We start from the raw sequence: 16125 nt of genomic DNA on the forward strand, positions 1-16125 counted from the left end.
ACCTATGAAGTACCTATATCTATTGTTCATTGTGTCTATAGGCGCCTGCTTGCTGGATGTACGTCCTGCACAGGCGCAGGCGCTGGACGCCTTTAGTACAAAGAAGGGCGTCACCATGAATGGATCGCTCAGTACCAGTACCACAGCCTATGCGGCACATGGTATTGAAAGCAGGCGGGATCCGTTTGCCTGGTATGTGAACGGGAACATTAATATTAACCTGTTTGGCTATGATATGCCATTTTCCTTTAGTTACAGTAACCAGGGAAAGAATTATTCGCAGCCATTCAACCAGTTCAGGTTTGCACCTTCTTATAAATGGGCGCGGCTGTACGTGGGAAATACCAGTATGAACTTCAGTAATTATACACTGGCTGGGCATATGTTCAATGGTGTGGGCGTTGAGCTGACACCCCCCAAATGGCATATCTCCGCGATGTATGGCACCTTGCTGAAAGCAGTGCCCTTTGATGTATTGTCTCCTGAAAGTTACAGCAGGGCTTCCTTCGAACGCAAAGGGCAGGGGCTGAAAGTAGCTTATGAGAATGAAGGAAATACTTATGGCGTTTCTTTCTTCCACGCAAAGGATGATGCATCTTCATTGCCTTATATACCTGACGATGCGACTATCACTCCCAGGGAGAATGTCGCTATTGCTTTTAACGTACGTCAGACGCTCATACAACACATCTTCGTAGACCTGGAATATTCAGTGTCTGCCCTCAACAGGGATGTGCGCGGAGAGAAGAACGCATTTGACAGCAGCCGGGGTACTTCCAATCTGCTCAGTCACTTTCTCTCGCCGACGAATAATACCCGTTACTTTGACGCCATACAGGCCGGACTGGGTTATAATGGCTCCTTCTATACCCTGCAACTCCGCTATGAAAGGGTCGCACCTGATTATGTCACGCTCGGCGCGTATAATGTAGTGAACGATATGCGTAACATCACCGTAGCGCCCACCTTTAAGCTGTTCAACGGTAAAGTGAATTTATCCGCAAACGCCGGTATGCAGGTCAATAACCTGGATAACAGTAAGAACAGTGAGGCCAAACGCTGGGTAGTGAACGGGAATGCCAACGTCAGTGCCGGACAACACTGGGTACTCAATGGCGGTTACTCCAACTTCAGTAACTATACCCGTGTAAGACCACAGATCGATCCTTATTTCAATAATCCGTTGGATACGCTCGACTTTTACCAGGTAAACAATACCTACAACGGTATGGTCATGTATCATACAGGTAATAAGGAAAGACAGCAGGCGATTACTTTCAATGCCTCTTATCAGTACGCCAGCGACCGTAGCAGTAATGATAGCACAGGACCTGTACTCAGTAAGTTTTTTACGTCTAATCTGAGTTATGTTTATACGCTACCGCCGAAGGACCTGACCATGAGTGCATCGGTGAACTACTACAAGAACAGCGCCGCAGGACTCAGCACTACTTTTGTCGGTCCTGGTGTGAATGTGAATAAGCTCTTCCTGGAGAAGACCTTGCGGACAGGTGTTTCTGCGGTGTATAATATCACTGAGGCAACAAGTACTTTGGGCGAAGGACTGAAAACGACGACCAACAGTACCTTGTTCAATACCGGCCTGAATATCAACTACAGTCCGAAGAGCAGGCAGTCTGAAACCACTACAGACAGTGAAGGAAAAAGAAAGTTCTTCAATAAGCAATCCCACACCATAGGGGCTAATATTTCATGGGTACTACGCGGTGCTACCGCCAATCAGCGTGGTTACAATGAACTGACAAGCACCCTTAACTATACCTATTCGTTTTGATAACATATCCTGCATTGAAAATGCCTCGTATATTCCGATACCTGCTTTGCCTGCTGACGCTGCTCACGGGCTTCTATCATGCTGATGCCCAGCAATACCCTGTCACAGCCAGTACGCAGATCGTACCGCCTTATAGTGTTTATCTGCCGGATTACGCAGTGCCGGGTAGTGATAAATTACGTGTGATACTCGTACAGAATGACCTGACCGTACCCAGTTATGATATCAGGCTACAGGTGACTGTAGAGCAGAATGGCAGTGTGATCATGCGATCGTCGCCGAACTTTATTCCCAAACCTCTGACTTTAAGTCCGGGTATTCCTACCATCATCGGTGGTATCGATCTGGCGGACTATCTCAATCCGGCAAATATCCAGTATAGCGGCGGTTTCAGCCGGGAAGTATACGAGAAGACCCGTTCCTTGCCGGAAGGGGCTTACCGCATTTCATTTACAGCATATGACTATCGTCGTCCACAGGTACAGGTCAGTAACACAGGGGCCAATGTCTTCTTCTTCCGGAAAAATGATCCGCCTTTACTGAACCTTCCTATCTGTAACAGCCGTGTGGAAAAACTGGATCCGCAGTTCCTGACATTCAACTGGAGCAGCCGTAATTCCCCTAGTCCTTTACCCGGTAGTGGTACAGAATATGTCTTCTCCCTGTATGAAGTAAGACCGGCAGGCAGCAATCCTGATTATATCGTCAGAAGCGCTAAACCGATCTATACACTGGTGACAGAGATGAATACCATTGTATATGGTCCGGGAGAGCCGCAGCTGAGAGATAGTATGCAGTATGTATGGACAGTGCAGGCACGGGATAAGAGCGGCAGGGATATGTTCAGCAATAACGGGCTGAGTCTGAGTTGCACTTTCAATTACCTGGGAAATAATCCTTTTACTCAAAGAAATATACCGAAACCTGTATTAGGAGGGCGCAGCACAGGACAGCGCAGCGTACGTTTCAGCTGGCCACTGGCAGATGCAGGCTACCAGGTGGAAACCTATCGTTTGCAATACCGTGCAGCTAAAACAGGCAGTACAGAGTTTGACTGGCAGACGCAGGAATCAGCAGGAGATACCGCATTTACGGCGAATGGCTTAGAACCGGGTCGTGCCTATGAAGGTAGGTTACAATGGAAAATAGAAGGTATCTATGGACCATTGAGTGATGTTGTGACACTGAAGACCGACTCCGCTAAAACCTTCGTATGTGGCGATCCTGCATTGATGACAGCACCGGCTAATAAAGAGCCATTGGCAAGCGCACATGTGGGCAGTATTTTCCGCGTAGGCAACTACGATGTGATACTGACAGAAGTAAGTGGCAGTGCTGGTAAATTCACCGGTAAAGGCCGTGTGATTACCCTGGGCTTTGGTATCGGTTTGCAGATGGAGTTTAAAGATGTAACTGTCAATACGGATATGGTCGTGACAGGAGGAGAGATGCACGCCGTGACCGAGGGTATCGATAAATTCATCCAGGATAAAGTAGATGAACAACGCGGTGGTAATGATGTCGGTAAGGTGAAAACAGGAGATATCGTTCCTGATATCACGACAAAACTGAAGATCTTCTCTCCGGCTAATATTAAAGTAAATGTAGACGCAGGTACCATTACGCTGAAAGATAGTGAGACGGGTAAAGAAGAAGTTATCAACTATAAAGACAAAGGTAAGACCCTGCCTTTGGTGCTGGAAGATGCAGATGGCAACCTGTATAATATTGATAAAGGAGGTAAGGTAACGTCCGCTGGTAAGCGTGATACTTCACTGACGAAAGAAGTCCTGGCATCATTGAAAACACTGAACCTGAGCAAAGGTACAGTGACATTCTCCGCATCGGGTGATAATGCATATGCATTTGATGAATGGAAAGATAGCTATAGCGGTAAATCTGTATTAGAGAATAAATATGAATCCCTGGCAGATGGTAAGTACCGCGTAAGCGCGAAAGCAATTGTACCAGGTGTGCAGGAAGAACTGGTGGCGATACTCAAGGGCGCTGGCGCTGATATCACAAGTTCCAAGTTGAAATTTGTGACAGGTAAAGGCATTGTCCTGGAGTCAAAAGACCTGGGTGATGCTAAATACTCCGTGAAAGTAACTGGTGGTCCTGGTGGTGATGCCCAGGAAGTATATGCGGCTTATCCTGATGGAAAAGGCGGGTATATCAGTATGGGTAAACTGCTGGTGGCAAGTTATACGCCATTGCAGAAGACTGTTGTACTGATACCAATCGGTGAGGCAGTTGTCAATAAAGAAGTATTACTGGATAGCCTGCAACACATCTACGGAAAACTGGGTATTAACTACACGGTTGAAGTGGATGAGTCTTTCAAAAATAACAAAGACTGGGATAGCAATCATGACAACGTATTGCAGGACAGAGGTAGCGCATTCCTGAGCAACAACTTTACAGGTGAAGAGAAAATACTGAAGAAACTGTATAAGAAAAGGACAAAACTCAGCGATGATGCCGTGTACCTGTTTGTTGTAGATGAAGTGGCTTTAGCTGACGGAGATCTGTTAGGTAAAATGCCGCGTAATAGCCAGTTTGGTTTCATCTTCACAAAGGATGCTGCAAGAGAGGCCGTCGTGCGTACCGTACTACATGAGATCGGACATGGAGACTATACACTGGAACATACATTCGGTGAAGGTATCGGACTGGAGAAACGGACCACGGATAACCTGATGGATTATAGCGGTGGATACAGACTGTTGAAATACCAGTGGGATATCCTGCATGATCCGGGCAGTGTATGGGGCATATTTGAAGATGATGCGGATAGTGAAAACTACTTTGGTGTAAATATCAGTAAGATATTCCTGAACAAGGATAAGAAGACCGTCTCCTTCCTGACACCTTCTGCAACCGTACTGGCAGTACCATGGGAAAAGCTGGGTAAGGTGGAGTTCCAGTATGGAGCTGTCTATAAATCAGCCGCCACAGATCAGCTGAATTTCGGTCCCGATCTTACAGTAGGGGCAGTAAGAAGTTTTGAACTGAAAGATACCGGCAATGCAGTACAACGTTATCTGTATTATGATAATACCGGTACGTACAAAAGCGAATCAACGGGCACCGCGTTCCAGCAGGAAGCTGCGGAAGACATGGTTGACGGATTTATCTATCCGTTGCAGTGCGATGGCAAGATGAGGATGTATAAGTTCACACGCAATACTATTCCCTTATATAAAGCAGGAGATCCGATCAGGAAGTTTGTGGACTTTGCAGAAACATTCCGGCCATTTGCGGTCAACACGATCATGAATGATCCGCTGTCGTTTATTACTTTAAGTCAGGAGTTACCTGCTGATGTGAACAACAGGTGTCCATACTGTATTGCTACGACTACCGTAAGCATGATGAAAAATCATTGTGCTGGTGCTGAATATCTCTGGTTGGATAAGATCGCACAGGTACGGCAGGTATATCCCGAATACTTCACCCGGTTTACACAGCCGGAAGTGGTAGTAGAAGAGAGCGTAACCGGCGGCAGACGAGAGAAGCCCGGTAACTGGGAAGTACCGCTGAGTTTTGATATGCCATTGTCAACGACGCATTATTCTGACTCAAGACCGGAAAGAGCGACAGATTATCCATGGGGTAAATTACTGGCAGATAGCGCTGAGATAAAAACGGCCTATACAGGTGATAAAGTCCGGTTCTATAAGAAGTTCTACACGGAATTTGTGAATTATATCACTGTCACTGCCATAGCGACCGATAATAAGTTCTGGGATACGTTGACAAGAAGAGCTTCTGTTTATGAAGTATTCCCGCATGTCAGGGACGAGCCTTATATACATCTGCAGACGGTAGCTGTTAATAAGAGAGGCATCGCGCTGGAAATTATCACAAAGCTATACGAGAACAGTACCACTGATTTTCCACATGAGGACGAGGTATACCTGAAGCTCCTTACCAGCTTTAAGGGTGTGGCAGATCAGACGGCCTTGCTGAAATATATAGAGGATAGCATCTTGTTCAGTAACATCTATAATCCATTCAACAGGTTCCTGATGCCTGCAAAGATGCAGATAGCGACCATGATGACTTATAGCAACATGATCACTAACACAGGGCACTGTAATTATCTGATAGCGGAGAAGGCGGAACAGATCGATCATCCTGATATTGTGGCGCAACTGGAAGGAGATATGCTGCAGTTTAAGAATGCCGGCATTGATTTCCCTGAAGGTAATAAGATCCTCATTGATGAAAAGCCATATAACTATAATGATATCGTATCTGTACAGGTAGCAGGTTCCTTCACCATCAAAATCAACGGCGTTGATTCAACGTTCGCAAAGGGTACCATTCTGAATATACCTGCGATACAGGTTGGCTTAATGTCAGAGATCAATACCGCGGACGTAGCAGCGAAAACGGCATGGCTGGCGTTTGATGTCGGCACAATGGTCATCGGTATCGGACAAGCCAAAATCCTCTTTACGGCAGGTAATTATGTCAGAAAGTCTATTGTGGCGCTTGATCTGCTGGGCTCTACAGCGGGTATCGGTTTACAGTTGCTGGATGAAGATGCGATCTCTCCACAACTGAGAACGAGTCTTCAGATTGCGTCTTTCGTTTGTTCTTTGCCAAGTATGGCATTGGCGATACCTAGAATTGAACGGAAGGTAAGTGAACTGGATGCCGTATTGAATACGAAATATGGTAAGAGTGGACTGAGTGCAAAACAGTTAAGAGAGAAAGCGGCGCTGGAACGTATAAGACAGGAATTATCTGCAGCGGCTCATTTACCGGAAGTGGCAGAAGATGCAGCTGAGATCAGCAGAAGGGCTGTAACAATCAGTAAAGAGGAGGATATTAACAAAGTATTATCCTGGTTAAATACTGCCGAAGATGCGGATCCAAATATTTATCTGGCGGTTCATGCGGTCGGTGGAGATTTCAAGGTAATGCATGGCGGTAAAGAGGTGATAATGGACCATCGTTCCCTCGCCAACTGGATCCTTGCAAATGAAGGGCTGTTCCCGGCCAATAAACAACTGGTATTATTATCCTGTGGTGATATTGAAACCGCACAGCACCTGAGCCGTAAATTAAAACGTAGTGTGGTTGCTAATGATGGTCCGGTAAGGGTATACTCTAACGGTGTGATTGAGGCAGATAACAGTTTCAGGTATATCGATGAAGCAGGGTATATAGATAATAGTACAAGTGTTGTGGTAGGCAAACAGGCCGTGCCGCCGGCATCTGATAAAGATGTGGTAACACTGGGCCTAAAAGCAGTCAAAGCAACTACAGTGAGTGAATTGGTAGTTGAATTTAAACGTATATTTGGCATTGGTAGTGAACTGGCACTGAGGCTATCAAAAAATGCTGATTTTGTAAAGGCATATCAGGAGAATGCAAGGATTTTACAGGTGATAGCAAATGCCCTGCCCGAAGTAGAGGTTACAGTAAAAGGTAAAAAGTTTGCCACTTACCGGGAAGCCTTACTGACAGGTTGTGCAGATGATCCGAAATTATTTACTGTAATGAATTCCGCTATTGAAGAAGCGATCGAGGGTGTCAAAAATGCAGAGGATGTGAAACCATTTGTAGAATATGCGGCCACCCGAAGAAAAATGACGGAGTACATGAATAAAAACGGAGATTTTAATAAGGATTATTTTGCGAATGCCGTACTTAACTCCGCCGTATTCCGCTATGCAGCCCTGGATGCCAAAGGCTGGGGTAAAATAGACGAAGCTAGAAAAGCATTTACTATCCATCCGAATTCGAATGTACTGGTAGTTGAGCGCCGGATGAAAAATGGCAAACCGATACAGGAAGTGTCGCATAGCGGAGGCCGCACCGCCGACAGAACTAGCGAGAGCATCGAGGGTACTATAAAGAAAGTAAACGAGGATAATAAGCATTTTGATCAGTTTACAGTTGGGGGCCCTCGTATTCAGGATTCTGAATCGAAGTATTTTGAAGATCTTCTGGAGAAACTAGAGAAAAAAGAATTAAGGGCGGAAGATATAGAGGAGCTGATTTTGTATACTGAACGTCCGGTTTGTCCATCATGTCTGAATGTTATCAGAGATTTCAAGAAAAGATTTAATATTGAGATTACTGTTTACGAAGGAAAATACAAGAGATAATGAAGACGCCTGAATATTTATACCTGGATTTTCTACAGGAGTGCGCTGTATATATGGAGTACGATGATCCTTGTACCGCAGAAGAAGTAGACGAACTGGAACGTTCGCTCGGGATTAAGTTTCCCAGGGCATATCGTGAGCTTGTCATGATATTTGGCAAGTACAGTTCTTTTACAATTGCAGAGAATAGTTTTGAGTATCCCGAATATCAGGGAATGAGAGATGCCGCTATTGAAATGGCTGCAGGGGATGACATGGTGAAAATTGATGAAAACATATTCGTATTTAACTTTGACTTCCATGGACCTTCTGCAGCCTGGTTTCCTTTAAATGCTGGGGATGATCCTCCTGTGTATGAGTATGCTTCGGTAAATGAAAAAACGGGCTTCAAGGTGGCAGAACATTTTTCTGCGTATATCCGCATGTTACCCTGGTACCAGGGCTTCCTGTCAATAAAAGAAAGGCGGGCCAAAAAGTGATGGGCCGCTTTACGGTATAAACAGAAAGGCTCCTCAATCAATTGAGGAGCCTTTCTGTTTATAGTCATTTTCAGCTATGCATCAATGCATCATATCAAAGCTTAATCTGCAAACAGCATTATCATCTTAATAATAAAAATAATAAACCCGATCACCGCCCAGATGATATTTCCGCCACTACTTCTCTCTTCTCTTGCACTCTCCACAGCAGCTGCTTTCTGTGCTGCATTTTCCATCTGCTGATACAGTTGTTCTGCATCATAAGTTGTTTGTGCATCCGCTTTCAGCTGACGTACGTCTGTAATGATGTTACGTGCACTGTTGAAGTCTTTGGTCATCAGTGAACGTACCAGTTTAACGATCTCATTGCCATATGTCGTTCTGAATGCCTGAAAATCAACCGGCAGATAGTTCAGTATACAGATCGTCATTACGCCTGTCTGTTCTGACAATTCGATCATATCCACCTGGTAGCCCATCTGGATATTGTTGTAGAGAGATATCAGTCTGGCCTTTTTATCTTCCAGGAGTTTGAAGATCTTATCAAACGCGATTTTCTTGTGCGTGTCGTCCAGCAGGAGGGGATTCGCCGCGATATCGCTGATCAGGTTTGTGTCTTTCAGGTCAAAACACCTGAATACAGCCTTCACATAGATGTCTTCAAAATAAGGAGCAATAAAAGCCAGGAACGCCGGGTCCTTGTAGAGTTCTTCTTTGGCAAACTTCGCATTCTTGCGCAGGGTGCCGGTTTCAAGAAAGTAGCTCAGCGCAGGGTCGTTGCTGATAAAGGAGCGAAAGGCTTTCTCCTGTTCGGAGATAGTTGCGCCCGGGGATAGTTCGTATTTCATGGGTTTAGGTATATATAGCGCTTAACAGTTGCTGTGTGATAGGGTCGGGATATTGTCCGGAGTGCAATATACGCCAAATATTAAATATGTAAAAATATGTAATGTCTGGACATTATGTAAAAACGCGAATGAGGTTTACCCATTCGCGTTAGCAAGAACTTGTATAACAATAAGTTAATTCGTCTTTAATTTATCTTTAAATACTTTTTTGAATTTGGCCAGTTTGGGTTGTATAACGAAATGGCAATATGGCTGGGAGCCATTTTCGTTATAATAGTTCTGGTGATAGTCCTCCGCTTTAAAAAAATCCGTCAGGGGGGCTATTTCAGTGACTACCGGTTTATCATATGCGCCGGATGCATCCAGTTTCTGTTTATACAATTCGGCCAGTTTGTGCTGATCCTCATTGTGATAGAAGATAACGGAACGGTATTGCGTTCCGACATCATTTCCCTGCCGGTTTAGCTGGGTCGGGTCATGGCTTTGCCAGAAAGCCTGTAATAGCTCGTCATAGGAGATCTTTACCGGATCGTAGGTCACCTGTATGACTTCTGCATGGCCGGTAGTACCGGTTGACACGTCTTCATAACCGGGATTGGCAACGGTGCCGCCTGCATAACCCGATTCCACACTGATCACCCCATCCAGGTACTGAAACTGTGCCTCTGTACACCAGAAACATCCGCCGCCAAAGGTGGCTTTAGCTGCTTTTATGTTATTGCTGATTGCCATATCGTCTGGTACTTTATCCTTTGATTTTTCACCCTGTCCGCAGGCACAAATAGTTAGTGCCAGTAAACAGCTTAATATTGAGTATCTTCGCATGATTTTTAAATGTTGAAAGTAGCATTTTGCGGTCAGGGCTCAGATACCCGGAGCCAGTTAAATTACGACAAGATTAACGGAATAAACCAGCAAGTTAAGTAACTTTAACATTCCTTTTGCCGGCCCGTAGAAGGTTCGGAACGGCATCAGCCAATTTTAACCGTCTGTAAACAAAGGGTTTACAGGCTTTGTATGGATAAGTAAGATGAAATATTTTCCCGATTCAGCACTGGTACAGCTGGAATTTGACAAGGTACAGGCTTTGTTAAAAGAGCATTGTAAAACGGAGCTGGGCAAACAAATGGCAGATGAACTGCGTTTGCACACCCACATTGATTATGTAAAAACGGCCCTGCAACAGGCCCATGAATACAAGCAGCTGACTTTGCTGCAGGAACACTTTCCCAACGATTATGTACTGAACCTGAAAAATGAACTGCGTTTGCTGAGCATCCAGGGTGCTGTACTGAGCGAAGAACAGATTATGCAGTTGCGTAAGCTGGCGGAAAGTATGCACAGCATTGTACGTTTCTTTGATCACGACAGGCGTGTCACTTATGCAGGACTGTTCAGCGTGATTACTCATACCCACTATGAGAAGAAAATCACCGCGCTCATCGACGAAGTACTTGATGAGCATGGAGAAGTACGCGACAACGCCACCCCTGAACTGGCTAAAATCCGTATGAACCTGTTCCGTAAAAGGAACGAACTACGCCGCGCATTTGAGCGCTGTCTTAGTAAACTTAGTAAACTTGGCTACCTCGCCGATACGGAAGAAGCCTTCCTGAACGGAAGAAGGGTAGTGGCGATCTACGCCGAAAACAAACGTATGGTGAAAGGTATCCTCCACGGGGAGTCCGATACCCGCCGTACTGCTTTCGTCGAACCGGAAGAAACGATAGAACTGAACAATGACGTGATGTCCCTCGAAAGGGAAGAAAGTAAAGAGGTGTACAAAATACTGCGTACACTGACCCACCAGCTCAGTCAGCACAGTCACCTGCTCAATAACTATCACGAGATACTCGGACAATACGACTTTATCAGGGCAAAAGCCAAACTGGCGCTGGACATGGACGGTAACTACCCCATGCTGACGCCGCACGCGGAAGCGCATCTCGTAGACGCGCACCACCCGCTGCTGCTCCTGTATAACCGCCGTAACAAGAAACCGACCATCCCGGTGAACCTGACCCTGAACAAGGATAACCATATCCTGGTGATCAGCGGTCCGAATGCCGGCGGTAAAACCGTGACCATGAAAACGGTCGGCCTGATCCAGCTCATGCTGCAGGCAGGCCTGCTGGTGCCTGTACACCCCAGCTCACAACTCGGTATTTTCCGTCAGCTGATGATCCATATCGGTGATACTCAGTCCCTGGAATTTGAACTGAGTACTTATAGTTCTCACCTGAAGAACATGAAGTACTTCATGGAGAACGCCAATGGTAAGACCATGTTCTTCATCGATGAATTAGGTAGCGGTTCTGACCCGAATCTCGGGGGCGCCTTCGCAGAGGTGATCATGGAAGAAATGGCCAAGAAACACGCTTTTGGTATCGTTACCACCCACTACCTCAACCTGAAGGTAATGGCCAATAAGGTACGTGGTATCATCAACGGCGCTATGGGCTTCGACGAGGAAAACCTGTCGCCTATGTACAAACTGATCGTAGGTAAACCAGGTAGCTCGTATACGTTCTCTATCGCGCAGCGTATCGGTCTGCAGCCTGCCCTCATTGCCCGGGCCAAAAACCTGGTGGACGAAGGGCACTTCCAGCTGGATAAACTGCTCAACAAAGCAGAACAGGATCTGCAGAAAGTAGAAGCCAAGGAGAAAGAACTGCAGAAACTCCTGAAGGAGAATGAAAAGCTGAAACGTGAATACGAGATCCTGTCCGATAAGGAAAGGAAAACCCAGCAATTCACTACCCTGAAACTGCAAAACCAGATCAAGGAAGAAGAACTCCAGTACCTCAAGGATATGGAGCGCAAGCTGAAACAGATTGTTTTTGAGTGGAAACGTACAGATGACAAACAGAAAGTCATGAAACAGGCAGAAGCCCTGTTATTCCATAAACGCCAGAAACAGATCAACGAACGCTTCGAAAAGAAAATTCAGGATAAATTCCTGGAGGTAGTAGGAGCCGACCTGAAACTGGGCGACCAGGTAAAGATCAAGAGCAATGGCCAGGTAGGAAAGCTGATGGAAGTCCGCGACAAACGCGGTATCGTAAAACTCGGCAATATTCCGATGAACGTGGCACTGTCTGACCTGGTACTGGTGAAAGAGCGGCCGAAAGAAGAAACGGCTAAGTAGTACTTAATGAAGAATTAAGCATTTATTACATATTATAATCAGGAGGGCGCTTCATTTTGAGGCGCCCTTTTTTTTGGACCTGAATATAAAGCGCTCGCTGAAACAATCCACACCTGTAATGCTATCCTGCATTCAATAGATCAACTGTAAGGTTTTTCTGTACTGAATAACTATACTGTCTCGCTTCGTAATATGATATAAACCAATGTCGTCCCATAGATAACCCTTATATAAGCCGTAGATAACCCGTACTTATAAGAATGTGTTATCTACGGCTTATATACGGGTTATCTACGGCTTATCTGGGAATTATCTGAAATATTGAATAAAATCTCAACCGAAGCAACTTTATAACTAGCATATTTAATGCAGGTTCACTTGACAGGTCAGCAATTGTTTCAGCGACCATTTTCTCCCCTGAAAGCTTTTAGGTGAGGAAGGATGCGAATGCCTTTTAACACTTGATGAAAATTAATAATTAATGGTTTTTCGCCTGACCCCGCTCCAATAATTCTCAATACTTGCAATATTTCTTTAGCCGGCTAATTAATTTGTATTATCTTCGTTTTATGAACAGACCGATGATGTGTAGTACCATCAGTCACCTGCTGACGCAGATCTGCAAGGTACACAGGAATAAAGGCAACCAGATGCTGGCTGCCCATCAGCTCCACGCCGGTCAGGAGCACTTCCTGGCGCAGCTGTTGTGTGGGGGGCCTATGACGATGAATGAACTCACGGAAAATCTGGAAGTAACACCCGCAACTGTAACACGAACAGCCGAACGACTGGAGAAAAACGGGTTTCTCACAAAAGAAAAATGTAATAACGATCAGCGGGTTGTGAGAGTCAGCCTGACTGATAAAGGAAAAGAAGCAGCCACCGATATAATAGATACTACCTGGAATAAGCTGGAACAGCAGATGGTAAAAAACATGAGTACAGAAGAAAAGGTATTGCTCAGACGACTGCTAATGCAGGTATTGGAAAACATAGAAGAGGAAGAATAGGCGCATTTTTCCTTTTTTTTAAATTATTTATTTAGCCGGCTAATTAAATGCAGGATTGAAAAGTAGCGCAAACTGTATGGAACTAAATTATCGAGATATAAATTAATATCAGAAGAATAACTATGATTTGTGGGTGGAATGTATACTTTTGTACCACCATAACGAACACCATACGTTAATACTACTTGTTACCACCTGCTTCTGTCCGGATCCAATAATGAGATCTGCCTGATCCCCTTATTTACTGTAGTGTGCATTACTAATACCAAACGTCAAGTATTATGAGGAATAATGTATTGATACCCGTTTACGACTATGCCGACGTCAACAGGCCTGGTAATCCTGTGAGAGGATTTCATATTGACCGTACAACCTATCTGGTACAACCTGAAGATGTGTCTGAGCCGCACAGACGTTCCAATTACAGCCTTACGTTGTTATTATCCGGCGAAAGCATACAATATATAGACTTCGAAAAATATACCGTGAAAGCACCGGCACTGATCATGTTATCTCCTGATCAGATCTACCGGTATACCGGTGATAGCCTGTCTGAAATTGTGAACATTTCCTTCTCTCCGGAATTTTTGCTGCCAGAAACATCTGCCAGTGGAATGGTGTGCTGGTCATGCGTATTTGAAAAAGCGATTGTGCCACTTACCGACGGACAGCTCAAAGAGCTGCTGGGCTTTGCACGCCTCATGCTCAGAGAAACGGAAAATCCGCAGCCACTCAGTGACCTGATCATCCGTAGTCAGCTGAAATCGCTGATGGCCGCTACCGCCAGACTGCCGCAACTCGATATCGCCTCTATCCAGTCGGATACCTTACCTAACCGTATCGTCAGACAATTCAATGAACTGTCCGACATCCATTATAAAGATAAAACACAGGTAGCCCATTACGCAGAACTGATGTTTGTAACGCCAGGTCACCTGAATGACACGATTAAGTCCGCATTAGGGAAGACCGCTAAACAAATTATAGACGAAAAACGTATTACTGAAGCAAAGCGGTTATTGTATTGGGGTGAACATACAATTAAAGAGATTGCAGGACAACTGAACTTTGAAGATGACGGTTATTTTAATCGCTTCTTTAAAAAACATACAGGTGCAACACCTGCTTCTTTTCAACGTAGCATCCGTGAAAAGTACAATTAATACCGTAATTAGTTAAATGATTTTCTTTTTTATACGTCCTATTTTTGTAAATCGGATAGAATGGAAACTGTTTTAGCAATCGTCAACTAAAACCGAACGCTCATGAAGTACAATGATCTCACCTGTTAATTATCAGGAACCAAATTTCTCTATTAGCTATTATTAGTAAATCTACCCCGTAGTTCCAACACTACGCAACGACAACTATTTTCTTTCCATCAACCGGGAAGGGATATGGCAAGGTTTGCCCATAGCTCCACAATGTGTCTGAAATCGCCAATAAAGATTACAGCGTGTCCGGCTATTGTCAATAATCAAAGAAAACACAAAACCGTATGAACCACTTATTTCAACAAGTTTACAAACAAAAGCCTGTAGGCTTTCTCTATAGCCTGATACTGCTGGCAGTATTATCAGGTTGCGCTTCCTCTTCCGCTAATCCGGAAGGTGGTGCTCCTCCTGTAACTGCGTTGCCTGTATTCAAGGCCGCCGCGGTTCCTGCTTCCACTCACCGTGAATATAACGCTGCACTGGAAGGTAAGGTGAACGTGGAGATCCGTGCACAGGTAGATGGATATATCGATAAGATCTTTGTAGATGAAGGCGCTTATGTGAAAGCCGGACAACCATTATTCCGCATCAATGATCGTCCTTATCAGGAACAGTTGAGCAACGCATCAGCCAGTCTGCTGGCGGCACAGGCCAATGAAGAAAAAGCATCGCTGGAAGTATCCAGACTGACGCCGCTGGTAGACAATAATGTTGTATCCGACATACAGCTGAAAACGGCCAAAGCCGCTTACCAGGCTGCAAAAGCCAATGTAGCACAGGCACAGGCCATGGTCAGCAATGCACGAATTAACGTAGGTTTTACGCTGATCACAGCGCCTGTGAGCGGTTATATCGGCCGCATTCCTTATAAGAATGGTAGCCTTGTAGGTCGTAGCGAAGCGCAGCCACTCACCGTGCTGTCTGATGTAAATGAAGTATATGCTTACTTCTCTATGAGTGAAATTGACTTCCTGCAATTCAAGGATAAATTCCCAGGCAATACCATCGCGGAAAAAGTAAAACAACTGCCGCCGGTTGAACTGGTATTACCCGATAATACCATTTATCCTGAAAAAGGCCGCATCGAAACCATGGAAGGTCAGTTCGATAAAACAATGGGCGCCGTAAGTTTCCGCGCTACATTTCCAAACCCGAACGGTCTGCTGCGCTCCGGCAATACAGGTAAAGTAAAACTCTCTGAATCCTTTGCTGCATTGGTGGTACCACAGGAAGCTACTTTCGAATTACAGGATAAGATCTTCGTATTTACTGTTGGCGACAGTAATAAAGTAGCAAGCAAACCGATCACCGTATCAGGCAAAAATGGTGCGTACTATTTCGTGGCAAAAGGCGTGAGCGCCGGTGAATCTGTTGTATACACCGGGTTAGACCGTCTGCGTGATGGAATGGTGATTCAACCGCAACCCATTTCAATGGATAGTCTGCTGAAAGCCAGACCGCTCTAACTGACGACAGTATAGTAATGTACTCCCCGCTGTCACGGTT

9 protein-coding genes are annotated in these 16125 nt (G+C 45.1%); 7 read left to right on the top strand and 2 right to left on the bottom strand.

Translation table 11 applies throughout. From position 1 onward, the window contains the following. The first annotated feature begins 4 nt into the window (after nt 1–4). The 3 genes from CPIN_RS13845 to CPIN_RS13855 are packed head-to-tail and all read left to right on the top strand — an operon-like array spanning nt 5 to nt 8399. Nucleotides 5–1795, top strand: a complete 1791-nt coding sequence (locus tag CPIN_RS13845; RefSeq protein ID WP_012790430.1) for a hypothetical protein — start codon at nt 5–7, stop codon at nt 1793–1795. Nucleotides 1796–1815: 20 nt separating this feature from the next. Beyond that, nucleotides 1816–7920, top strand: a complete 6105-nt coding sequence (locus CPIN_RS13850) for a deaminase domain-containing protein (protein ID WP_012790431.1) — start codon at nt 1816–1818, stop codon at nt 7918–7920. Then, on the top strand, nt 7920–8399 hold the full coding sequence (locus tag CPIN_RS13855; protein WP_012790432.1) for an SMI1/KNR4 family protein: 480 nt from the start codon (nt 7920–7922) through the stop codon (nt 8397–8399). The genes CPIN_RS13850 and CPIN_RS13855 overlap by 1 nt, the downstream gene beginning before the upstream one ends. A 101-nt stretch (nt 8400–8500) precedes the next feature. Here the strand turns inward: CPIN_RS13855 and CPIN_RS13860 are convergent, their stop codons facing one another. Then, nucleotides 8501–9247 carry a hypothetical protein gene (locus CPIN_RS13860; RefSeq protein ID WP_012790433.1) on the bottom strand — a complete coding sequence of 249 codons (747 nt, stop codon included), beginning with the start codon at nt 9245–9247 and terminating at the stop codon, nt 8501–8503. 174 nt (nt 9248–9421) lie between these two features. Then, entirely contained in the window at nt 9422–9979 is a 558-nt protein-coding gene (gene msrA / locus CPIN_RS13865) for a peptide-methionine (S)-S-oxide reductase MsrA (RefSeq protein WP_012790434.1), read from the bottom strand. A 298-nt stretch (nt 9980–10277) separates the two neighbouring features. On the opposite strand from msrA, the gene CPIN_RS13870 reads away from it, so the two are divergent. From CPIN_RS13870 to CPIN_RS13885, 4 genes are all read left to right on the top strand, one after another. After that, nucleotides 10278–12395 (top strand): endonuclease MutS2, encoded by a 2118-nt coding sequence (locus CPIN_RS13870; RefSeq protein WP_012790435.1) that lies wholly within the window; start codon nt 10278–10280, stop codon nt 12393–12395. Between the two features lie 569 nt (nt 12396–12964). Beyond that, nucleotides 12965–13405 (top strand): MarR family winged helix-turn-helix transcriptional regulator, encoded by a 441-nt coding sequence (locus CPIN_RS13875; RefSeq protein WP_012790436.1) that lies wholly within the window; start codon nt 12965–12967, stop codon nt 13403–13405. Between the two features lie 281 nt (nt 13406–13686). Further along, nucleotides 13687–14568, top strand: coding sequence for a helix-turn-helix domain-containing protein (locus tag CPIN_RS36635; protein ID WP_012790437.1), 882 nt, complete (start codon nt 13687–13689; stop codon nt 14566–14568). A 335-nt stretch (nt 14569–14903) separates the two neighbouring features. After that, complete coding sequence (locus CPIN_RS13885; protein ID WP_012790438.1) at nt 14904–16085, top strand: efflux RND transporter periplasmic adaptor subunit; 1182 nt, start codon at nt 14904–14906, stop codon at nt 16083–16085. The last annotated feature ends 40 nt before the right edge of the window (nt 16086–16125 follow it).

Origin of the sequence: Chitinophaga pinensis DSM 2588 (assembly GCF_000024005.1) — a bacterium.
In the GTDB taxonomy this organism is placed as follows: Bacteria; Bacteroidota; Bacteroidia; order Chitinophagales; family Chitinophagaceae; genus Chitinophaga; species Chitinophaga pinensis.

Coding starts and splice junctions, on each gene's coding strand:
- CPIN_RS13875 (WP_012790436.1), top strand. CDS start 12,965: ATGAACAGACCGATGATGTGTAGTACCATCAGTCACCTGCTGACGCAG.
- CPIN_RS13885 (WP_012790438.1), top strand. CDS start 14,904: ATGAACCACTTATTTCAACAAGTTTACAAACAAAAGCCTGTAGGCTTT.
- CPIN_RS36635 (WP_012790437.1), top strand. CDS start 13,687: ATGAGGAATAATGTATTGATACCCGTTTACGACTATGCCGACGTCAAC.
- CPIN_RS13850 (WP_012790431.1), top strand. CDS start 1,816: ATGCCTCGTATATTCCGATACCTGCTTTGCCTGCTGACGCTGCTCACG.
- CPIN_RS13845 (WP_012790430.1), top strand. CDS start 5: ATGAAGTACCTATATCTATTGTTCATTGTGTCTATAGGCGCCTGCTTG.
- msrA (WP_012790434.1), bottom strand. CDS start 9,979: ATGGCAATCAGCAATAACATAAAAGCAGCTAAAGCCACCTTTGGCGGC.
- CPIN_RS13860 (WP_012790433.1), bottom strand. CDS start 9,247: ATGAAATACGAACTATCCCCGGGCGCAACTATCTCCGAACAGGAGAAA.
- CPIN_RS13855 (WP_012790432.1), top strand. CDS start 7,920: ATGAAGACGCCTGAATATTTATACCTGGATTTTCTACAGGAGTGCGCT.
- CPIN_RS13870 (WP_012790435.1), top strand. CDS start 10,278: ATGAAATATTTTCCCGATTCAGCACTGGTACAGCTGGAATTTGACAAG.